At 73.8% G+C, this 21455-nt stretch carries 17 protein-coding genes and 1 riboswitch; of the genes, 9 read left to right on the top strand and 8 right to left on the bottom strand.

Features of this window, described 5'->3' with window-relative positions; genetic code table 11:
* The 4 genes from ACFOVU_RS25405 to ACFOVU_RS25390 form a co-directional block, all read left to right on the top strand.
* Nucleotides 1–676, top strand: a 676-nt coding sequence (locus ACFOVU_RS25405; RefSeq protein ID WP_378537615.1) for a cobaltochelatase subunit CobN, incomplete at its 5' end; no start/stop codon positions are given.
* A gap of 243 nt (nt 677–919) precedes the next feature.
* Nucleotides 920–3853 (top strand): penicillin acylase family protein, encoded by a 2934-nt coding sequence (locus tag ACFOVU_RS25400; protein WP_378537613.1) that lies wholly within the window; start codon nt 920–922, stop codon nt 3851–3853.
* 170 nt (nt 3854–4023) lie between these two features.
* Nucleotides 4024–4464, top strand: a complete 441-nt coding sequence (locus ACFOVU_RS25395) for an NfeD family protein (protein ID WP_378537611.1) — start codon at nt 4024–4026, stop codon at nt 4462–4464.
* A gap of 58 nt (nt 4465–4522) precedes the next feature.
* Nucleotides 4523–5620 carry an SPFH domain-containing protein gene (locus tag ACFOVU_RS25390; RefSeq protein ID WP_378537609.1) on the top strand — a complete coding sequence of 366 codons (1098 nt, stop codon included), beginning with the start codon at nt 4523–4525 and terminating at the stop codon, nt 5618–5620.
* 41 nt (nt 5621–5661) lie between these two features.
* On the opposite strand, the gene ACFOVU_RS25385 is transcribed toward ACFOVU_RS25390, so the two are convergent.
* Both ACFOVU_RS25385 and ACFOVU_RS25380 read right to left on the bottom strand, forming a co-directional pair.
* Nucleotides 5662–6648, bottom strand: coding sequence for a quinone oxidoreductase family protein (locus ACFOVU_RS25385; RefSeq protein ID WP_378537607.1), 987 nt, complete (start codon nt 6646–6648; stop codon nt 5662–5664).
* 63 nt (nt 6649–6711) lie between these two features.
* Complete coding sequence (locus ACFOVU_RS25380) at nt 6712–8961, bottom strand: protein kinase domain-containing protein (RefSeq protein WP_378537605.1); 2250 nt, start codon at nt 8959–8961, stop codon at nt 6712–6714.
* Nucleotides 8962–9223: 262 nt separating this feature from the next.
* Between ACFOVU_RS25380 and ACFOVU_RS25375 the strand changes: the two genes are divergently transcribed.
* A complete protein-coding gene (locus ACFOVU_RS25375; protein ID WP_378537604.1) occupies nt 9224–9496 on the top strand; it encodes a DUF6504 family protein in 273 nt (90 codons plus the stop codon).
* A gap of 12 nt (nt 9497–9508) precedes the next feature.
* Here ACFOVU_RS25375 and ACFOVU_RS25370 read toward each other — a convergent pair whose 3' ends face one another.
* Together ACFOVU_RS25370 and ACFOVU_RS25365 are read right to left on the bottom strand one after the other, a co-directional pair.
* The gene (locus tag ACFOVU_RS25370; protein WP_378538218.1) at nt 9509–10897 is read right to left on the bottom strand and encodes an APC family permease; all 1389 of its coding nucleotides are present in this window, start codon (nt 10895–10897) and stop codon (nt 9509–9511) included.
* 202 nt (nt 10898–11099) lie between these two features.
* The gene (locus ACFOVU_RS25365; RefSeq protein WP_378537602.1) at nt 11100–12512 is read right to left on the bottom strand and encodes an amidase; all 1413 of its coding nucleotides are present in this window, start codon (nt 12510–12512) and stop codon (nt 11100–11102) included.
* A 378-nt stretch (nt 12513–12890) separates the two neighbouring features.
* On the opposite strand from ACFOVU_RS25365, the gene ACFOVU_RS25360 reads away from it, so the two are divergent.
* Nucleotides 12891–14063 carry an RNA-guided endonuclease InsQ/TnpB family protein gene (locus tag ACFOVU_RS25360; protein WP_378537600.1) on the top strand — a complete coding sequence of 391 codons (1173 nt, stop codon included), beginning with the start codon at nt 12891–12893 and terminating at the stop codon, nt 14061–14063.
* Nucleotides 14064–14168: 105 nt separating this feature from the next.
* Here the strand turns inward: ACFOVU_RS25360 and ACFOVU_RS25355 are convergent, their stop codons facing one another.
* Together ACFOVU_RS25355 and ACFOVU_RS25350 are read right to left on the bottom strand one after the other, a co-directional pair.
* Nucleotides 14169–15188 (bottom strand): LLM class F420-dependent oxidoreductase, encoded by a 1020-nt coding sequence (locus ACFOVU_RS25355; protein WP_378537599.1) that lies wholly within the window; start codon nt 15186–15188, stop codon nt 14169–14171.
* 104 nt (nt 15189–15292) lie between these two features.
* A complete protein-coding gene (locus ACFOVU_RS25350; protein ID WP_378537597.1) occupies nt 15293–15631 on the bottom strand; it encodes a hypothetical protein in 339 nt (112 codons plus the stop codon).
* Nucleotides 15632–15844: 213 nt separating this feature from the next.
* Nucleotides 15845–15973, top strand: a riboswitch (cobalamin riboswitch).
* A 56-nt stretch (nt 15974–16029) separates the two neighbouring features.
* Here ACFOVU_RS25350 and ACFOVU_RS25345 point away from each other — a divergent pair.
* Both ACFOVU_RS25345 and cobO read left to right on the top strand, forming a co-directional pair.
* A complete protein-coding gene (locus ACFOVU_RS25345) occupies nt 16030–18138 on the top strand; it encodes a putative cobaltochelatase (RefSeq protein WP_378537595.1) in 2109 nt (702 codons plus the stop codon).
* 48 nt (nt 18139–18186) lie between these two features.
* Nucleotides 18187–18789 (top strand): cob(I)yrinic acid a,c-diamide adenosyltransferase, encoded by a 603-nt coding sequence (gene cobO, locus ACFOVU_RS25340; RefSeq protein ID WP_378537593.1) that lies wholly within the window; start codon nt 18187–18189, stop codon nt 18787–18789.
* A 14-nt stretch (nt 18790–18803) separates the two neighbouring features.
* Here the strand turns inward: cobO and ACFOVU_RS25335 are convergent, their stop codons facing one another.
* A complete protein-coding gene (locus ACFOVU_RS25335) occupies nt 18804–19382 on the bottom strand; it encodes a GNAT family N-acetyltransferase (protein WP_378537591.1) in 579 nt (192 codons plus the stop codon).
* Nucleotides 19379–20752 carry a cobyrinate a,c-diamide synthase gene (locus ACFOVU_RS25330; RefSeq protein ID WP_378538217.1) on the bottom strand — a complete coding sequence of 458 codons (1374 nt, stop codon included), beginning with the start codon at nt 20750–20752 and terminating at the stop codon, nt 19379–19381. Before ACFOVU_RS25330 ends, ACFOVU_RS25335 begins: the two co-directional genes overlap by 4 nt.
* Nucleotides 20753–21016: 264 nt before the next feature.
* On the opposite strand from ACFOVU_RS25330, the gene ACFOVU_RS25325 reads away from it, so the two are divergent.
* Nucleotides 21017–21427, top strand: a complete 411-nt coding sequence (locus ACFOVU_RS25325; protein ID WP_378537589.1) for a cobalamin biosynthesis protein — start codon at nt 21017–21019, stop codon at nt 21425–21427.
* Nucleotides 21428–21455: the final 28 nt, after the last annotated feature.

The raw sequence follows: 21455 nt of genomic DNA, 5'->3' as shown, positions 1-21455 counted from the left end.
GCCGCTGATCGACTCCCGCAACTGGCGCGACGACGCCGACCTCGCCGAGGTCTATGCGGTGTGGGGCGGCTACGCCTACGGCCGGGGCCTCGACGGCCGCGATGCCCGCCCCGACATGGAGGCGTCGTTCCGGCGGATCTCGGTGGCGGCGAAGAACCAGGACACCCGCGAGCACGACATCGTCGACTCCGACGACTACTTCCAGTACCACGGCGGCATGGTCGCGATGGTCCGCCGCCTCACGGGCAGCGACCCCGCCGCCTATGTCGGCGACTCCGCGGTGCCCGACCAGGTGCGTACCCGCACGCTGGGCGAGGAGACGCGGCGCGTGTTCCGCGCCCGTGTGGTGAACCCGCGGTGGATCGCGGCCATGCGCCGACACGGCTACAAGGGCGCCTTCGAGCTGGCGGCCACGGTCGACTACCTGTTCGGCTACGACGCGACCGCCGGCGTGGTCGACGACTGGATGTACCAGAAGCTCGCGGAGAGCTATGTCTTCGACCCCGAGAACCGGGCGTTCCTGAGCGAGTCCAACCCGTGGGCGCTGCGGGGAATGGCCGAACGCCTGCTGGAGGCCGCCGACCGCAAGCTGTGGGAGCGCCCCGACCCCGCGACCCTCGAGGGGCTGCGGGCCACCTACCTGGAGCTGGAGGGTGATCTGGAGGACGAGGGCTGAGCCGTTGGTGTGACCTGACGACACTGCGGCCCCGGCCCTGGCCGGATGCGGTCATTTTGGCTCCCTTGCGCCGCCGCCCGATGTCTGTACCGGTGTGCGTACTCTTGGTGTTACCGCTGGTAGCGCATTGCGGTACCGCCACGGGGGCGCCGCAATGGGTCGAGGCCACCGAATGTGAATCGCTTTCGCGAACGGCGCGCGCATGCGTAACCTGCCGCCGACCCCGCGCGAACGAGGTACGCCATGACCATCCCCCGTGCCCGCCTCCGCGCCGCCGCAGCGGCGACGGCCCTCACCACGCTGCTGACCGGGGCCGCCGCCGGCCCCGCGGCGGCCGACGACCACCCCTCCACCGCCGAGCTGATGGCGGCCGTCGAGGACTACTGCTCCGGCGGCACCTGCCGCGACATCCTCACGCCCGGCCAGAACGGCAACGCCACTCTCGTCGAGATCCTCGGCAACCAGCTCTTCGGCACCCGCCCCGAGCACGCCGACACTCAGATCGGGCCCTACGGCGACCTGCTCCACGACTACGGCGGCCTGACGCCCGAGAACCTCGGCGACTACTACCTCGACTCCGCCTTCGGGGTGGCCCCCGAGGACATCGGCGAGGAGTACCGGCCGCGCGACGACGTCACGATCGTCCGCGACGACGACCACGGCATCCCGCACATCTACGGCAGCACCCGCGAGGGCACCATGTTCGGCGCGGGCTACGCCGCCGCCGAGGACCGGCTGTTCCTCATGGACGTACTGCGCAACCTGGGACGCGGCCAGGTCACCCCCTTCGCCGGGGGAGCCGAGAGCAACCAGGTGCTGGAGCAGAGCCTGTGGCGCGGCGCGCCCTACACCGAGGAGGACAAGCAGGCCCAGATCGACCGGGTCGCCTCCGGCAGCGAGCGGGGCGCCCAGGCGCTCGCCGATGTCGACGCCTACCTCGAGGGCATCAACGCCTACATCGCGGGCTCCCAGGAGCGCAACGACTACCCCGGCGAATACGTCCTGACCGGCCACAAGGACGCCGTGACCCAGGAAGGGGAGATCGAGGAGTTCCGCCGCACCGACATCGTGGGCATCGCCTCGATGGTGGGCCTGCTGTTCGGCGGTGGCGGCGGGGGAGAGGTCCAGTCGGCCCTGCTGCGCGCGTCCTTCGTCGCCGAGTACGGCGAGGAGGAGGGCGATGCGCTGTGGCGCTCCTGGCGGATGGAGAACGACCCCGAGGCCGTCACCACCGTCCCCGGCGAGTTCCCCTACACCGCGACCCCGGAGGACCCGGTCGGCGAGGCGCCGCCCGATCCCGGATCCGTGGTGCCCTACGACATCGTCCACGACGAGACCGGCGCGGCGGGCGGCGGTGACGACCCCGCTGCGGCCCCCGCCGACACCGGCGGTGAGCCCGGCGGCGGCCCCGGCACGGTCGACGACCTGCCCGACGCCGACCGCGAGGAGCTGGAGGACCTGGCCGCCGACGGCGACACCACGGCCGCCGAGGGCATCTTCAACGACGGCGTGCTGCCCGCCGGCTTCCTCGACGGCAAGGCCGGGATGTCCAATGCCCTGCTGGTCTCGGGCGAGCACACCGAGAGCGGCAACCCCGTCGCCGTCATGGGCCCCCAGACCGGCTACTTCTCCCCGCAGCTGCTCATGGTCCAGGAGCTCCAGGGCCCCGGGATCAGCGCCCGCGGGGCGTCGTTCCCCGGTGTGAGCTTCTACGTGCAGATGGGCCGCGGCGCCGACTACGCCTGGAGCGCGACCTCGGCCAACCAGGACATCACCGACATATTCGCCCTGGAGCTGTGCGAGCCCGACGGCTCCGCGCCCGACACCGGCTCCCGCAGCTACCTCGACGGCGGCGAGTGCGTGGCCTTCGAGGAGCTCAGCGTGCACAACGAGTGGTCCCCGACGGTCGCCGACCAGACGCCCGCCGGCTCCTACACCCTCACGTCGCTGCGGACGCCCTACGGCCTGATCGACTCCTTCGGCACGGTCGACGGCACCCCCGTGGCCTTCGCCACCCGCCGCTCCACCTACCTGCGGGAGGTCGACTCCATCATCGGCTTCCAGAAGTTCAACGACCCCGGCGCGATCACCTCGGCCGCCGCCTTCCAGGAGGCCGCCATGGACGTCGGCTACGCCTTCAACTGGCACTACGCCGATGACGAGGACATCGCGTTCGTCAACTCCGGCGCCAACCCCGTCCGCACCGAGGGCACCAACCCCAACATGCCCATCGATGTCGCGTCCGCGGCCGGGTGGTCGGGCTGGGACCCCGGCACCAACGGGGCCGACTACACCCCGCTGGAGGCCCACCCCAACTCGGTCAACGACGACTACTACGCCAACTGGAACAACAAGCCCGCCGCCGGCTACACCTCGGGCTATGCGACCGGGTCGGTGCACCGCGGCGACCTGCTCGACGGCCGCATCTCAGGCCTCATCGACGAGGGCCACGCGTTCACCACCGCCTCGCTGGCCCAGGTCATGGCCGAGGCCGGCAGCACCGACCTGCGCGGCGAACAGGTCCTGCCCGAGCTCCTGCGGGTGCTCGACAGCGGCCCGGTCGGCGACCCTGAAACCGCCGCCGCGGCCGACGCGCTGCGCGCCTGGCTGGCCGACGGCGCCCCGCGCCGCGAGCCCGAGAAGAGCGCCGGCGAGTACTCACACGCCGACGCCGTCCGCATCATGGACGCGTGGTGGCCGCTGCTGGTCCGGGCCCAGTTCGAACCCGGGCTCGGCGGCGACCTCTACACCGAGCTGAGCACGGCCGTGCAGGTCGACGAGTCGCCCTCGGGCAACATCGGCGGCGGCGACCCCGGCAGCATCAACCAGGGCCAGCCCCACCGGGGATCGGCGTTCCAGTACGGCTGGTGGTCCTACGTCGACAAGGACCTCAGAGCGGTGCTCGGCGACGAGGTCGACGGCCCGCTGGGCGACGCCTACTGCGGCGGGGGCGACCTCGACGCCTGCCGCACGGTGCTGGCGGAGTCCCTGGCCGAGGCCGCGGCCGTCCCCGCCACCGAGGTCTACCCCGGCGACGACGAATGCGACGCCGGCGACCAGGTCTGCGCCGACTCGATCGTCCACTCGCCGCTGGGCGGCATCAACCTCCAGCGCGTGGCCTGGCAGAACCGGCCGACCTTCCAGGTGGCCGTGCAGTTCACCGAGGGCCGCGGCTGACCCCGCCGCAGCCCGCTCCGCCACCCGCAGCGGGGCCGGTCCACGCGGACCGGTCCCGCGCGGCGGCGCCCGCGATTCCACCCCCGCATCCCCGGGGCGAATTGTGTGCTTTCTCACCGTCCGCTGGGTAGGTTGGAAGTAGCCGCCACCTGAGGGGAGGCCGGTACGACATGCCGATCTGGGTCCTCTGGCTGATCGCCGCCGTCGCCCTGGGCGCGGCGGAGATGTTCACCCTGACCCTCGCCCTGGGCCTGCTCGCCGTGGCCGCGCTCGTCGCGGGCATCGCCGGCGCCGTGGGCCTGGGGCTCGCCGTGCAGGTGGCCGCGTTCTCGGTCACCGCGGTCGCCGGCCTCGCGGTCGTGCGGCCGATCGCCCGCCGCCACCTCCGCCAGCCGCCGCGGCTGCGCTCGGGCACCGACGCGCTCGTGGGCAGGTCCGCTGTGGTGCTGGAGGAGGTCACCGGCGAGCACGGCCGGATCAGGCTCGTGGGCGAGGAGTGGTCGGCCCGCTCACTCGACGAGGACCAGGTGATCCCGGCGGGCATCCGCGTGGACGTCCTGGAGATCGACGGCGCCACGGCCGTCGTCCATCCGCGCGAGGCCCTTCCCTAAGGGGGCCGTGCGCCCGCTCCGTCAACACGAACCCGACCGACTTGGCAGGCAGCAGATCATGGGTCTCAACATCCTGTTCCTCGTACTCGCGGTCCTCGTCGTCATCGTGGTCACGACCACGGTGCGCATCGTGCCGCAGGCGCGGGCCTACAACATCGAGCGCTTCGGCCGCTACATGCGCACGCTCCAGCCCGGGCTGAACTTCATCATCCCGGGGGTCGACCGGGTGAACACCAAGTTCGACCTGCGCGAACAGGTGTTCTCCTCGCGCCCCCAACCGGTGATCACCGAGGACAACCTCGTCGTCAACATCGACACCGTCCTCTACTACCAGATCACCGACCCGCGGGCCGCCGCCTACGAGGTCGCCAACTACCTCCAGGCCATCGACCAGCTCACCGTCACGACACTGCGCAACGTCATCGGCGGCATGGACCTGGAGAAGACGCTCACCTCGCGCGAGGAGATCAACACGCGGCTGCGGGGCGTCCTCGACGACGCCACCGGCAAGTGGGGCATCCGCGCCAACCGCGTCGAGATCAAGGCGATCGACCCGCCGCCCACCATCAAGGAGGCGATGGAGAAGCAGATGCGGGCCGAGCGCGACAAGCGCGCCGTCATCCTGCACGCCGAGGGCGAGCGGCAGTCGCGCATCCTCACCGCCGAAGGGGCGCGCCAGCAGGCGATCCTGGAGGCCCAGGGCGACCAGCAGGCGCGCATCCTGCGCGCCGACGGCGAGGCCAAGGCGATCGAGCGCGTCTTTCAGGCGGTGCACGCCAACAACGCCGACTCCAAGGTGCTCGCCTACAAGTACCTGGAGACCCTGCCCGACCTCGCCAGCGGGGAGGGCAACACCTTCTGGGTGATCCCCGGCGAGCTGACCCAGGCCGTGCAGAACGTCAGCCGGGCGTTCTCCGAAGGCAGGGCCGGCGCGGGCGAGGGCGAGCGGCCCGAGGGGGAGGCCGCCGAGGACACCGAGGAGGGGGCGCCCCGGCAGCTCACCCCCGGCGATCCGGCGGCGGGGCACAGCGCGGCCAGGGCCGCCGACGAGGCCGCCGAACTCGCCGCCGAGGCGGTGGCCGACGCCCGCAAGGAGGCCGACGCCGCTGCCGCCGCGCCCGGCCGCAACAACCGCCAGAACGGGGACGGCGCCTAGCCGCCCCGGCCCCGCCCTTGCGGCGGGCAGGGGGCGGCCGCTCAGGCGGTGAGCACCAGCTTGCCGGTGGTGCGGCGCGACGCGAGGTCCTCGTGGGCCCGCGCCGCGTCGGCCAGCGGGTAGCGGCCGCCGATGCGCACGTCCAGCCCGCCCGAGGCCACGAGCCCGAAGATGTCGGAGGCGCGCTCCAGCAGCTCCGCGCGGTCGGCGATGTAGTGGACCAGCATCGGGCGGGTCAGGTACACCGACCCCGCGGTGTTCAGCCGCTGCGGGTCCACCGGCGCCACCTTGCCGCTGGACTGGCCGAACAGGGCCAGGGTGCCGCGCAGGCGCAGGCTGTCCAGGCTGGCCTCGAACGTTGCGGCGCCCACACCGTCGTAGACCGCCGCGGCGCCCGCGCCGCCGGTCAGCGTGCGCACGGCCGCGGCGATGTCGGGGCGCTCGGCGCCGTCATCGGTGCCGTAGCGGATGACGTCGTCGGCGCCGGCCTCCCGCGCCAGCGCCTCCTTGGCCTCGGTCGAGACCGTCCCGATGACGCGCGCCCCGCGCGCCTTGGCGAGCTGCACCAGCAGCAGGCCGGTGCCGCCGGCGGCGGCGTGCACCACGACGGTGTCGCCCTGCTGCACCGGGTAGGTGGAGTAGGTCAGGTAGTGGGCGGTGAGCCCTTGGAGCAGAACGGCCGCCGCCTGCTCGGTGGTCACGCCGTCGGGCACCGGGACGGTTCGGTCGGCGGGCACCACCGCCCGCTCGGCGTAGGCACCGGGGACCATGACCCAGGCAACGCGGTCGCCGACAGCGACACCGGTCACGCCCTCGCCCACCTCCGCCACGGTCCCGGCGGCCTCGACACCCGGGGTGAACGGCGTGGGCACCGGGTAGGCCCCGCCCCGCTGGTAGATGTCGATGAAGTTGACACCGGCGGCTTCGACGTCGACGGCCACCTCGCCGGGGCCGGGTCTGGGGGCGTCGACCTCCGCCACCTGCATGACCTCGGGGCCGCCCTGCTTCTCGATGACGATGGCGCGCATGTGGAACCTCTCCGTCGGCGATCGGTGCTCGGCGGCGGGCCGCCGGGCCCGCCGCCGACCAGCCTAGGAGTCGTCCGATCGCCCGGAGGCGGGGGGCTCGCCGTCGGCGGCGGGGAGCTCGTCGAGGCGGAAGTCGTCGAAGGCGATCGCGGTGTTGTCGCCGCCGCCCGCGCCGCGCTTGGCCACGACGCCGACCATGCGCGGCTCCTCGGCGTCGTCGGGCAGCAGCCGGTCGTCGACGGCCTCCAGGACGTGACGGCCGTTGACGTAGAGGTTGAGGGTCATGGTGTCGGCCCTGCGGTCGGCCTCGCAGGTCATGGTGACGGTGTTGACCGCGGGTTCCTCGTCGCGGTCGCCGGTCGCGGCGAATCCGGGGACGGAGTCGGCACTGGCCATCACCGACCCGTTCTCCTGACCCCCCATCCGCCTGAGCTCGGCACCCTCGCCGTCGATCCGGACGAGCCCTTCGTACATGGTCACCACGTCCGTGTCGTCGTCCTCCTGCCGGAAGCAGCGGACACCGAACTGCCCATAGGGCTGTCCGGAGCGCACCTGGACGTCGGCGCTCACCGAGACGTTCTCGGGGATCTCGGCCTCGAACGGGGCCCACTCGCCGCGGCTGGGCTGATCGGAGTCGCTCTGCACGATGAGGAGGAGCTGTTCGTCGTCATAGCCGCCGCCCGAGGTGGTGTCGCTGGGGTCGTACTCGTCCAGTCCTTCCCACTCCCCGACCACGGCGAAGTCGTCCTGGAAGATGCTGGTGCCCTCGGGCGGCCCGTCGCCGAAGAGCCGGACCGCGCCGATCGCGGCGACGACCGCCAGGACGACCGCGCCCGCGCCGATGCCCATGGCGGTGGTGCGGCGCCGCGGGGACGACGGTGACCCGTCCCCGGGAGTGCCCGGACCGTTGGGGCCGGCGGGGCCGTGGCCGAACGGGCCGCCCGGGCCCATGTGCCCGAGGCCGTGGGGCGGTCCGCCGTGGAGGGGGACCTGCGCTGCGGTCGGCGCGTAGGGGACCTGCCCTCCGGTGGGCGGGTACGGGGCCTGTCCTCCCGTGGGCGGATACGCGGGCTGCGCCCCCGGCGCAGAGCCGTAGGGCCCGTTCCCGGAGACGACGCCGGGGCCGGGCTGTGGCGGGCCGTAGGCCGGCTGCGGCCCCGATGGGGTCTGGCCCGCCGCCGAGGGATAGCCGCCCGAGGGCGGCATCGGCGCCTGCCCCTCCATGGGGCGGGTGGGCGGAACCTGCCCGCCGGTCGGCGGCGGGGGAGGGCCGGTGGGCGCCGCACCGGGACCGGCCGGGGGGCCGGTCACGGGGGTGGCGCCGGGGTCCGGAGCGGCTTCGGCCCCCGCCAGGGCGCCCGCTGCCGCGCCGGCTCCCGCGGCAGCGGCACCGGCGGCGGCCCCCGAGAGCCCGGTGGGCCGGGCGGTGGACGGCGGGGTCCACGACCGCACGACGGACCGGTCGACGGTCGAATCAGCGGGGTCGTCCTGGCCGACGAGCCGGTTCAGCAGCTGCTGGGCGGTGGGGCGGTCGGCGGGGTCCTTCGCCAGCGCCTGCCGCACCAGCGGCTCCAGGCCGGGGTCGAGGCCCTCGAGGCCGGGCTGCATCGAGCTGATGCGGTGCAGGACGGCGGGCACCGACGGGGCGTCGAAGGGGGCCTTGCCGATGCCGGCGTAGGCGACCAGGCAGCCCCAGGAGAAGATGTCGGAGGCCGGCGTGACGTCGTTGCCGAGGACGAGTTCGGGGGCGAGGTAGGCGGGGGTCCCCATGAGCTGGCTGGAGCGGGTGACGGCGCTGTCGTCGTCCAGGGCGCGGGCGATCCCGAAGTCGATCACCTTGGGGCCCACCGCCGACAGCAGGACGTTCGCGGGCTTGAGGTCGCGGTGGACGACGCCCGCCCGGTGGATGGCGACCAGGGCGGCGGCCACGCCCATGGCGAGGCTGTCGAGCGTGCCGCCGAGCATCGGGCCGTCGGTGGTGATGGCCTGGGAGAGGTTGGGGCCCGGCACGTACTCCGACACGATGAACAGCGGATCGCCGTCGAGGCGCGCGTCCAGGACCCCCGCCGTGGAGAACCGCGCGACCTTGCGGGCGGAGGCGACCTCGCGCGCGAACCGGCGGCGGAAGTCCTCGTCGTCGCTCAGATCGGGGTGGATCAGCTTGACCGCGACGAGGCGGTCCGATGCGTCGCGGGCCAGGTACACGGTGCCCATGCCGCCGCGGCCCAGGCGCCCCTCGATCCGGTAGTTGCCGAGTTCGCGGGGGTCGCCGGTCCGGAGGGGCTTGGCGCTCTCGTGCCCGTTTGGCGTCACAGTGCTGGGTTCCTTTGCGGGGTCGCGTCATTCGCGCCTCATGGCGTATCGGGGGCCGAGGCGCGGAGGGTGCGGACGCCGCCGGAGGTACGCCATGTAAGGGAGGGTCGCCACGATTCTAGACACGTGCGCTGATGCCGCGCTTCCAGCGGGTTGCCCGCCTGGGATAGAATGGGAACACGTGTTCGAATTTCGGCCTGCCCTTCCCCGCGGGTCCCGCTCGGCGTGCGCGCCGACCGGCGATGGTGAGGGAGGCCCGCGGGTGGGGCGCATCTTCGGCGTGCAGATCACGGTGGCCGAGCAGGACGGCCGGCCCGTGCGCTTCACCTGGGAGGGGCGCATCTATGTGGTCCGCCGGATCATCGACCACTGGGTCACCCTGCGCGCCGACTGGGCGCCCCACGCCGAGGACCGCCTGCCCCAGCGCACCTACTGGCGGGTCGAGGCGGGCTCCCAGGACGTCTCACGCGGGGTCTACGAGCTCCGGCACGATTCGCTCACCGGCTCCTGGACCCTGGCACGGGTCTGGGACTGACCCTCGGGGCCCTCAGGACCGGCGCTGTTCGACCGCGCCGATCAGCCGCGCCTCGGCGTCGGCGCCGGGGCCCACACCGGGCATGCGCAGCAGGTAGGCGGCGCCCAGCACCCACCACAGCCCGATGATCCCCCACTCGTAGGGCCACGTCAGCGCCGCCGGCATGCCGGGCAGGTACAGCACGCCCAGGCCGATACTGGCCGCGACCGCGAGCGCCCCGACCACGGTGCCCGCCGGGGTGCGGAACGGGCGTGCCATGCCGGGTTCGCGGCGGCGCAGCACCAGGAACGACAGGGCGACCATCAGGTAGGCGACCACGATGTTGATGCCCCCGGCGTTGACCAGCCAGACGAGCATGGGCTGGCCGAAGAGCGGGGCGATGACCGACAGCGCCCCGATGAACAGCACCGCGTTGCCCGGCGTGCGGAACCGGGGGTGCAGGCGGCCGAACCAGGCCGGGATCATCCGCGACACGGCCATGGCGTACAGCAGCCGGCTGGCGCCGATGAGGAACGCGTTCCAGCTGGTCACGATCCCCGCGATGCCGCCGAGAACGAGCAGCTGGCCCATGGCCCTGCTGCCCCACAGCTCGGTCATGGAGTCGGCCGAGGCGAGTTCGGACTGCGCCAGCACCTCGGGCGCCAGCCCCGAGGACACGGTCAGCATGATCAGGATGTACCAGGCCGAGGCGCAGGCCACCGACACCACGAGGATCCGGCCCACCTGCCGGTAGGGGATCTTCACCTCGCTCGCCGACTGCGGGATCACGTCGAAGCCCACGAACAGGAACGGCACCGCGACCAGGACCGTCACGATCCCCGGGACGCCGCCGGTGAACAGCGGCTGCATGTCCGTCGCGGAGCCGCCGGTCAGCGACCCCACCAGCAGGAGGGCCCCGGCGGCCAGGAGGAACAGCACGGCGACGGTCTGGAAGACGCTCGCCGGGCGGATCCCGATGTAGTTCAGCGCCGTGATCGCGATCGCCGAGACGATCCCGACCGCGGCCCAGCTGGCGTGGACCTCATAGCCCGCCACCGTCCATAGGTAGCCGACCTGCATGTCGGGTGCCAGGTAGAGCACGGTCTGCGGCAGGGCCACGGCCTCGAAGGCCACCACGGAGACGTAGCCGAGGACCATCGCCCAGGACGCGACGAACGCGCCGCGCGACCCCAGCGCGCGCAGCGCGTAGTGGTGCTCGCCGCCGGCCTGGGGCATGGCGGCGACCAGCTCGGCGTAGGTGAGGCCGACCAGGGCGATGATCACGCCGCCGATCACGAAGGCGAGGGCCGATCCGAGGCTGCCGGCGGCGTTGATGAACTCGCCGGTGAGGACGACCCAGCCGAAGCCGATCATCGCGCCGAACGCCAGGGCGAGGATGTCCCAGCGGCCCAGGACACGCATGAACCCCTGTTCCTGCTGTGGTTCCTGCGTGCTCGAACTCACGGGGCCTCCACATGGGGGTGCGGACGTGCAGGGGTTCAGCGTGCCCCGGAGATCATCAAAAGGGAATCCCCCTGTTGATCCCGAATTGCGCACGATCGGGAAATTCACCGATCCGACCCGGCGGGGTGATCTCCCGGAATCACCGCGGCGCCGCCGCCCCCTACAGAGGGGGGCGCCGCAGGCCGAAGCCGGTGGCCTGCTCGAAGGCGTGGCCCACCTCCAGCACCCGCCGCTCGGCCAACTGCGGGCCCACGATCTGAAGGCCCACGGGAAGCCCGCCGGGGGTGAACCCCGCGGGCACCGACAGCGCGGGGCTGCCGGTGACGGTGATCAGGTAGGACGAGCGCATCCAGTCCAGGTAGGTCTCCTGGGCGACCCCGTCGATGTCGGCGGGGTACTCCAGGTCGGCGTCGAAGGGGACCACCTGGCTGACCGGCAGCAGCAGGACGTCGTAGCGCTCGAAGAACGCGCGCGTCCGGTGGAAGATCGCGGTGTGCAGCCGCTCGGCGCGGGAGAGGTCGTCGCCCGTGAGGGCGAGCCCGGCCTCGGTGTTCCACACGATGCTGGGCTTGAGGCGGTCGCGGTCGGTCTCCAGGAGCGGCCCGAACTTGCTCGCGAACTGCCAGGCGCGCAGCGTGCGGAACACCTCCTCGGCGCCGCTGAGGTCGGGGGCGTCCTCGGTGACCTCACAGCCCAGGCCGGTGAACACCGACAGCTGCGGCTCCAGGGTGTCGAGCACCGCCCGTTCCGAGGTGAACGCGCCGCCGAGGTCGGGGGTCCAGGCCACCCGCAGGCCGCGCAGATCGCGGTCGAGCGGTCCGGCGAACACCGACCCGGGCTCGCGCACGGAGATCGGGCAGCGGGGGTCGGGCCCCGCCTGCACCGACAGCAGCAGCGCGGCGTCGGCGACATTGCGCGCCATCGGGCCCTGGACCGAAAGCGTCGACCAGCCCATCTCCTCGGGGAACCGCGGCACCCGGCCCGGCGAGGGGCGCAGCCCGACGACGTTGTTGAACGACGCGGGGTTGCGCAGTGACCCGCCCATGTCCGAGCCGTCGGCGAGCGGGTGCAGCCCGGCGGCCAGGGCGGCCGCGGCGCCCCCGCTGCTGCCCCCGGCCGAGCGCGACGTGTCGTAGGGGTTGCGGGTGGTGCCGAACACCGTGTTGAAGGTGTGCGATCCGGCGGCGAACTCGGGGGTGTTGGTCTTGCCGATCGTGATCGCGCCCGCGGCGCGCATCCGCTCGACGACCAGCGTGTCGTGCTGGGGGACGTGGTCGGCGTAGATGGGGGACCCGAACGTGGTGCGCACGCCGGCGGTCTCGTGGGTGTCCTTGTGGGCGACGGGCAGGCCGTGCAGGGGGCCGACATCGGCGCCGTAGGCCAGCCGCTCGTCGGCCGCGCGGGCCTCGTCCATGGCCCGCTCGGCGCAGAGGGTCACGACCGCGTTGATCGCGGGGTCGGTGTCCTCGATGCGCTCCAAGTGGGCCTCCACCACCTCGCGCGCCGAGATCTCGCGTGCGCGCAGCAGCCGAGCCAGCTCCCGTGCGGGACTGTAGGCGATGTCCTCGTGCATGGGGGTCTCACAATCCGGACCGGGGGCAACGTCGTCCAATTAGCGGACCTTGCAAGAAATCCCAGGGCTTCAGCCCCGGGATCAATTGCATCCTAACGGGGTGGCTCGGGGCGCCACCGTATCGCTGCGTCTCACGGGTCCGGCGACAGTGCCTCACCAGGTGTACGTGACCAGCCTCCGCCGTTGAACTCCGCGATTTCGCGCCGAACTCCTCGATGGCCTTCCGAAGGATCTCCTCGCAGCGGCTGAGCACGGCGGGAAGGCGCTGCGGGAAGACGGAGTGAGCGTGGAGAGTGGGCGTAGCGAGCGGTTCCCCCATGCGCACGTCGGGTTCGATTCCCGTCGATGTTGCATGTAGTAATGCTATGGTCTCAATTCGTGAAGATAGTTGTATCCGTGAAGCTCCGGCCGATGCCCGAGGCGGCGTCGGCTCTGCGTGACGAGCTGCACGGCTGCAATGAGGGCGCCAACTGGGTGTCCTGGGTCGCGTTCGAGCACTTCGGGCTCAAGGTCCGTGAGTACGCTCTGCGCAAGCTCGTCTATGCGGGCTTGCGCGAGCGAGGCATCAAGTCCGCCGCCGCGCAGCAGCTCATCAAGAAGGTCACCCATGCCTATACAACGCTGCGGGCGAACATCAGGGCCGGGAATTTCGGCAAGGAGGGATCCAAGCGACGCAAGAAGGCCGAGTCCAAGCCGATCGTCTTCCGCACGGATGCGGCTCAGGCGTACGACCACCGCAATATGGGCTGGGACATCGATGCCCAGGCGGTTGCCATCACCACCCGCATGGGCCGGTTGAAGGACATCGGGTTCGTCTGCTCCCCCGGAGCGCTGAAGACGCTTGCCCAGTACCGAAAAGGCGAAGCAGACCTGATCTGCCGTGACGGCGCGTGGTACCTCATCGCCATCTGCGATGTTCCCGAGCCCGAGGTGTACGAGCCGGAGGGGTTTGTCGGCGTCGACCTCGGCATCGCCAATATCGCCACCACCTCTACTGGCTACCAGGCGGCCGGGCGCGGCCTCACCCGGTACCGCAGGCGGCAGCTCAACCTGCGTCGGAAGCTTCAGAAGAAGGGCACCCAGTCTGCCAGGCGGCGGCTCAAGGCGCGTCGCCGTAAGGAAGCGCGCCACGTCAAGAACACCAATCACGTCATCGCAAAGACGATCGTGACCGAGGCTGAACGCACCTCGGCCGGGATCTCCCTGGAAGACCTCAAGGGAATCCTGCAGAGGGTACGGCTCCGCAAGCCCCAACGGGTCACCCTCCATTCCTGGGCCTTCGCCCAGCTCGGAGGCTTCATCGTCTACAAGGCACGCCGCGCTGGCGTGCCCCTCGTCCACGTCGACCCCCGGTACACGTCGCAGATTTGCTGCGAGTGCGGCCACACGGACAGGAGGAACCGTGTGGACCGGGGTCTTTTCATCTGCCGGGGCTGCGGCGTCGTTGCGCATGCGGACCGGAACGCTTCCCGCAACATCGCCGCCCGCGGCGAGACCGTGTGGAAAGCGGGGCGTGAGTCACGCGCCCCGGTCACCGGACCACAGGTCTGATGGCCAAGACGCGGGAGGCAACCCCACAGCCAGTGAGGCCCTACCTGCAAGCTCAGGGCTCCAGCCCCGAGAAGCTGACAGCATCCCCGCAGACCGGCCCCTGCGTCAGCCCTTCACGAGATCGCGCAGCGCCCGCAGCCGCGGCTCGTCGCGCACCCCCGCGAGCAGCAGGGTCGTCACCGGGCTCTCGCGCCAGGCCTGGAGGCGTTCGGCGATCCGCGGCAGCGGCCCCACCAGGGCCAGGCCGTCGGCGAGCTCGTCGGGCACGGCGTCGACGGCCTCGGCCCGGCGCCCCGCCAGGAACAGGTCCTGCACCTTGTGCGCCTCCTCGGCGAAGCCGAGCCGGACGAACAGGTCGAGGTGGAAGTTGCGTTCGCGGGCGCCCATGCCCCCGATGTAGAAGGCGTAGGGCGCCTTCGCCAGCCGCAGCGCCTCGCTGGTGTCGGCGTGCTCGACCACCGTGACCGTGCAGGCGATGTCGAAGCCGGCGGGGGCGGCGGCGAGCGCGTCGGCGTACAGCGGGGGGCTGAGCCGCGGGTGGTAGAACATCGGGACCCAGCCGTCGGCGATCTCCGCCGCCAGGGCCACGTTCTTGGGGCCCTCGGCGCCCAGGTACACCGGGATGCGCGGGCGCAGCGGGTGGGTGATCGACTTGAGCGGCTTGCCCAGGCCGGCGCCGCCGGGGTAGGGCAGCGGGTGGTGCGGGCCGTCGCCGGTCACGGGCGCCTCGCGCCGCCAGACCTGCCGCATGATGTCGATGTACTCGCGGGTCCGTTGCAACGGGCGGGGGAAGGGGCGGCCGTACCAGCCCTCCACCACTTGGGGCCCCGACACCCCGATGCCCAGCCGCAGCCGGCCGCCGGAGAGGTGGTCCAGGGTGAGGGCGTGCATGGCGGTGGCCACCGGGGTGCGCGCCGACATCTGGGCGATCGCGGTGCCGAGCCCGATGTCGCGGGTCCGGGCGCCGTACCACGCCAGGGGGGTGAAGGCGTCGGATCCGTAGGCTTCGGCGGTCCACACCGACGTGTAGCCGAGTGCTTCGGCCGCCCGGACGGTCTCCGTCGCGTCGTCGGCTGCGGCCCCCCAGTAGCCCACGGCGAGACCCAGTTCCAGATCGTCGGCCACCGGCGCTCCCTCATTCGTCGTCGCGCCCCTGGGGCGCATACTAGAACGTGTTTCAGTTCGAGGAAAGGGGTGCCGGCGGTCCGCCGCGTCCGTTGGCGGGGGGCTCAGCCGCCTCCGCCTCCGCCGCCGTCCCCGCCCCCTCCGCCGCCTCCACTGTCTCCGCCGCCCCAGCCGCCTCCGCCGCTGTCGCCCCCGCCCCAGCTGAACCAGCCGCCGCCGTCACCGCCGCTGCTCGATCCGCCGTGGTGCGCCTCTTTGCCGCCGTCGCCTCCGGAGCTCCAGCCACCGCTGTAGTCGCCGCCCGCATAGCCGCTGCCGCGTGCCCGTCGCCGGGGCGGCGTGCGCCCGCCCGAGCGGTTGAGGGCCCGGCCGGCGATCCTGACGATCAGCAGCACCACGACTCCGGCCGCCACGACGGTGAAGCCCATTTCGATCACGCCCACGCCTGCTCCTTCCTCTCCATCACGGCCCGCGCCGGGTGCGTTCACGGCGGCGGGATACATCATGGGACGCCAATCCGGTCCGGGCGGTTCGGCCGATTCCGGGCCGGTTTCGCGGGCCGGCCGGAGGCACCCGGCGGCCGGAGGCGCCGCGAGGGCGTGTGAGATCGTGGTGGGCGGCGCCGACCGGCGGGCGACGTGATGCCCCGCCGTCGGCAGGAACCCGGTGTGAATCCGGGGCGGTCCCGCCACTGTGACCAGGGAGCGAACCCGCGACCATCGCCACTGCCGGAAGTCCCGGCGGGAAGGCGGCGGGGGAGCGGCGATCTGGGAGCCAGGAGACTGCCCGGCGCCATGACCGACCCCTATGGGCGTGGACTCCCGAGGAAGGACCGAACAGCGTGGGCGCTTCCGCTCGCTACCCCTTCACAGCGGTCGTCGGAATGGACGACCTCAAGCTCGCCCTGCTGCTCAACGCGGTGTCGCCCGCTGTCGGCGGGGTGCTGGTCCGCGGCGAGAAGGGGACCGCCAAGTCGACCGTGGTGCGCGCCCTGGCCGCGCTCCTGCCCGGGATCGGCGTCGTCCCCGGCTGCCGGTTCTCCTGCGACCCCGCCGCCCCCGACACCGGCTGCCCCGACGGCCCCCACGACACCGGCGCCGCCGCCGAACAGCGTGCGGCGCGGCTGGTCGAACTGCCCGTCGGCGCCAGCGAGGACCGCCTCGCCGGCTCCCTCGACCTCGAACGCGCGCTCACCGAGGGCGTCAAGGCGTTCGAGCCGGGGCTGCTCGCGGCGGCGCACCGCGGCGTCCTCTACGTCGACGAGGTCAACCTCCTCCACGACCACCTGGTCGACCTGCTGCTCGACGCCGCCGCGATGGGGACGTCGCACGTCGAGCGCGAGGGCGTGTCGGTGCGCCACGCGGCCCGGTTCCTGCTCGTGGGCACGATGAACCCCGAGGAGGGCGAGCTGCGCCCTCAGCTGCTCGACCGGTTCGGCCTGACCGTGGAGGTCGCCGCGACCCGCGACCCCGCCGAGCGGGCCGAGGTCGTGCGCCGCAGGCTCGCCTACGAGGCCGATCCCGCCGGCTTCGCCGCCCGCCACGCGGGCGAGGAGGCCGAGCTGGCCGCCCGCATCCGCGCCGCGCGCACGCGCCTGCCCGGCGTGGCCCTGTCCGACGCCGCTCTGCGCCAGGTCACCGCGGTCTGCGCGGCCTTCGAGGTCGACGGCCTGCGCGCCGACATCGTCACCGCCCGCGCCGCCATGGCCCTGGCCGCGTGGCGCGGCCGCACCGAGGTCACCGGCGACGACGTCCGCGACGCCGCCCGCCTGGCCCTGCCCCACCGCCGCCGGCGCGACCCCTTCGACGCCCCGGGCCTCGACGAGGACCGCCTCCGGCAGGCGCTCGACGACGCCGGCGACGACGACCCCGAACCCCCCGATGGCGGCCCCGCCGGGCCGGACGGCGCTCCGGGCGACGGCCCCGAAAGCCCCGCCGGAGCGGGGGAGTCCGACCCGGGAGCCGCGGACGGCGCCGGACCCGCCGACGGCCCCGGCCCCCGGCCGCAGCCGGACGGTTCCGCGGCGCCCGGCGCCGCCGGGCCGCGGCCTCCGGGCACCGAAGGCACCGGAAACCCCCGGGACGGCGGACCGCCGTCCGGCGCCGGTTCCGGCGACCCCTCCGGGGGCGACGGCACCCCCGCCGAAGCCGCGCCCGCCTACCGGCCCCGGCTCTTCAGCGTCCCCGGAACCGGCGCCGGTGCCCCCGGCCGCCGCTCGCGCGCCGAGACGCCCCTGGGGCGCACCACCGGCGCCCGCGTCCCCGCCGAACGCATGGGCGCGCTGCACCTCGCCGCCACCGTGAACGCCGCGGCCCCGCACCAGCGCGCACGCGGGCGCGACGGCCGCGGCCTCATCGTGCACCGCTCCGACCTGCGGGAGGCCGTGCGCGAGGGGCGCGAGGGCAACCTCGTGCTCTTCTGCGTCGACGCCAGCGGCTCCATGGCCGCCCGGCAGCGCATGCGCGCCGTCAAGGGGGCCGTCCTGAGCCTGCTGCTCGACGCCTACCAGCGCCGGGACAAGGTCGGCCTGGTGACCTTCCGCGGGCGCGGCGCCGAACTCGACCTGCCGCCGACCTCGTCGGTCGAGGCGGGCGCCCGCCGCCTGCGCGACCTGCGCACAGGCGGCCGCACCCCGCTGGCGGCCGGCCTGCTCCGCTGCGCCGACGTGCTGCGCATCGAGCGCCTGCGCGACCCGCGGCGGCGCCCCCTGCTCGTGGTCGTCACCGACGGCCGCGCCACCCACGGCGGGTTCGGCGACGCCCAGCGGGCGGGCGCGCTGATCCGCGCCGAGGGGGTCCGCAGCGTCGTCGTCGACTGCGAGTCGGGGCCCGTGCGCCTGGGCATGGCGCACCGGCTCGCCGCCGCCATGGACGCCGTCCCCGTGCCGCTGGAGGAGCTGCGCGCCGACACGCTGAGCGGCCTGGTCCGGCACGCGCGCGGCGCCGCCTGACACCTCGCGACGGCAACGGATCAACCGCAGCAAGGAGAACGACGAGACATGCCGAAGGGCGTACCGACCCACGTGCCCGACGACGGGCTCACCACCCGCCAGCGCCGCAACCGGCCGCTGCTGATGGTGCACACCGGCCCCGGAAAGGGGAAGTCCACCGCGGCGTTCGGCCTCGCCACCCGCTGCTGGGCGCAGGGCTGGGACATCGGGGTGTTCCAGTTCGTGAAGTCCGCCAAGTGGCGCATCGGCGAGGAGCGCGCGCTGCGCGTCCTGGGCGACTCCGGGGAGGGCGGCCGGGTCACCTGGAACAAGATGGGCGAGGGCTGGTCGTGGATCCGGCGCCCCGGGACCGAGCCCGACCACGCCGCCGACGCCGCCGAAGGGTGGGCGCAGATCAAGCGGGAGCTGGCCGCCGAGACCTACCGGCTCTACGTCCTCGACGAGTTCACCTACCCGATGAAGTGGGGGTGGGTGGACGTCGACGACGTCGTGGCGACGCTGCGCGACCGCCCCGGCGCCCAGCACGTGGTCATCACCGGGCGCGACGCCGACCCGCGGCTGCTGGCCGCCGCCGACCTCGTCACCGAGATGGCCAAGGTCAAGCACCCCATGGACGCCGGGCAGAAGGGCCAGCGCGGCATCGAATGGTGACCCCGGAGACGGGATCAGCCCAGGTCGGCGGGGATCAGGCTGTAGACGGCGAGATCGGTGCGCCCCGTGTGCAGGGGCATCGCGCTGCGCTCGACGCCCTCGAAGGTGAACCCCGCGCGCTCGGCAACGGCGCGCGACCCGGTGTTGGCGGTGCCCGCCTTCAGCTCGACCCGCTGGAACCCCTGGTCGAGCACGGCCCAGCGGGAGACGGCGATCACCGCCTCCGTGGCCAGCCCCCGCCCGCGCGCCTCCGGCGCCAGCCAGTACCCCACCTCGGTCACCTTCGCCTTCCACGCGGTGCGGACCAGCCCGACCGTGCCGGCGAAGGTGCCCGTCGCGGTCTCGATCGCGGCCCACTGCTGGCCGTCGCCCGATACCCGGGCGTTCGGCGCCTCGATCAGGCACCAGCGCTCGGCGTCGGCGCGGGTGTAGGCGCGCCCCGGCTCCGGCAGGGGCAGCCACCGCTGCGTGAGCCGGTCGCGGGCGGCCGCGAGCACCGGGCCGATCTCGGCTTCGGTGAAGGCGCGCAGGGTCAGCCGCTCGGTGCGCAGGATGACGGAGGGCATCATCGGCGCCTGTTGCGTCGCGGTCATGGCGTCCTCCCGTCGGCGAAGGCCCGCACCGAGCCGAGGAACCGGGCGGCGATGCCGGGCGAGCCCGCCCAGTGCAGGTGGAGGTAGGAGGCGTTCAGCCTGGCAGCGGCGAAGCCCTCGGCGCCACCGGTTTTCCACTGCCAGGCGGGTGCGGCCCCGCTCGCGGGGGTCACGGCGGTGCGGTGGAACTCGTGCCCGCGCACCCGGGTCCCCGCGGGGGCCAGCACCGAGTCGGAGACGGCCACGGCGCTGCGGTAACCCAGCGTGAGCCGCCCGGTCATGCGCGCCTCGGCGGGCACGACGCCGCACATCGGCGCGCCGTCCAGGCTGCGCGCCAGGTAGAGCAGGCCCGCGCACTCCGCGGCGATCGGTCCGCCTCGACCGGCCAGGCCGGCGACCGCCGCGCGCAGCGGCGCATTGGCCGACAGCTCGGCGGCGTGCACCTCGGGGAAGCCGCCGCCCAGGATGAGGCCGTGCGTTCCCTCGGGCAGGGCCGGGTCGCGCAGCGGGTCCACCGGCGCCACCTCGGCGCCCCCGGCGCGTAGCAGTTCGGCGTGCTCGGTGTAGCCGAAGGTGAACGCGGGCCCGCCGGCGACGGCGACCCGGAGCGGACGCCCGCCGCCGGAGGCGGCGCCCATCTCGTCCGCCGCGCTCCACGCGGGCGCGGCCAGCGGGGCGGCGGTGCGGGCCAGCGCCACGATGGCGTCGAGGTCGCAGGAGTCCGCGACCAGCGCGCCGAGCGCGTCCACGGCCGCCTGCGCCTCGGCGGCGCGCTCGGCGGCCGGGACCAGCCCGAGGTGGCGCGACGGGGTCGCGACGGCCTCGTGCCGGCGCAGCGCTCCCAGAACGGGCACGCCGACGCCGTCGAGCGCGTCGCGCACCAGCGCCTCGTGCCGGTCGGAGCCGACCCGGTTCAGGATCACCCCGCCCACCCGGACGCGGGTCTCGTAGGTGCAGAACCCGTGGACCGCGGCCGCAACGGACCGGCCGGCCCGGGACGCGTCCACAACGAGGACGACCGGCGCGCCCAGCAGCGCCGCCACGTGTGCGGTCGACCCGGCGTCGCCCGGCCCGTGGAAGTGGCGCGGCTCGGCGGCGCCGTCGAACAGGCCCATGACGCCTTCGACGACGGCGATCGTGGCTCCGGCCGCACCGTGCCGGAACAGCGGCGTGATGCGGTCCTCGCCGCACAGCACCGGGTCCAGGTTGCGGGGCGGGCGGCCGGTGGCCAGGGCGTGGTAGCCGGGGTCGATGTAGTCGGGCCCCACCTTGTGGCCCGATACGCGCTCCCCGCGGGCGGTCAGCGCCGCCATGAGCCCCGTTGCGACGGTGGTCTTCCCGCTCCCCGATGCCGGGGCCGCGATCACCACCCGCGGCACCTGCGCCACCCTGCCCCCCGATCTGCCGGCTTCCGGTCATCCGACGACCGCCCAGGCTACGCGGCCCCGCGCCCTCGGCCGACGGCGGGAGGCGGGGTGGGAATCGGGGGTGGGAGGATGCGGCCGGAGGCGGTCAGCGGATGCGGCAGCGGGGGAGGCCGGAGGGTGGGGGGAACGGACCCGTCCGGCGGTCGCCGGGGCGGGGCGGCCGAACCGCCGGATGACGCCGTCGCGCGACCGGAACCGTCCCTGATCGTGGGGGTCGGTGCGCGGCGCGGGGTCACGGCCGCCGAGGTCGGCGCGCTCATCGACGCCGTGCTGGCCGGCGCGGGCCTGTCGCCGGCCCGGGTTCGCGCGGTGGCCACGGCCGACGCCAAGGCCGATGAGGCCGGGATCCTGGCGGCCGCGCGGGAACGCGGCTGGCCGGTGGTCGCCTACCCGGCCGCGGCCCTGGCGGCCGTCGACGTGCCGCACCCAGGCGAGCGCGTCCGCGCCGCAACGGGCACGCCCAGCGTCGCCGAGGCGGCCGCGCTGCACTGTGCGGCCGAGGCGGGCGGAGGCGGCGCCGACCTGGTGGCCGGCAAGCGCGCGTCGGCGCGGGCGACCGTGGCGGTGGCGCGGGAGGGGGGAGCGGAGGCGACGGGCGCGGTATCTGCTGCCCGCTGACGTCCGCGGGCACCGCTCGGTCCCAAGA

The organism is Nocardiopsis sediminis, assembly GCF_042650565.1.
Classification (GTDB): domain Bacteria; phylum Actinomycetota; class Actinomycetes; order Streptosporangiales; family Streptosporangiaceae; genus Nocardiopsis_B; species Nocardiopsis_B sediminis.
Note: the sequence above shows the minus strand (reverse complement) of the source record. Positions and strands in the feature narration are given on the sequence as shown.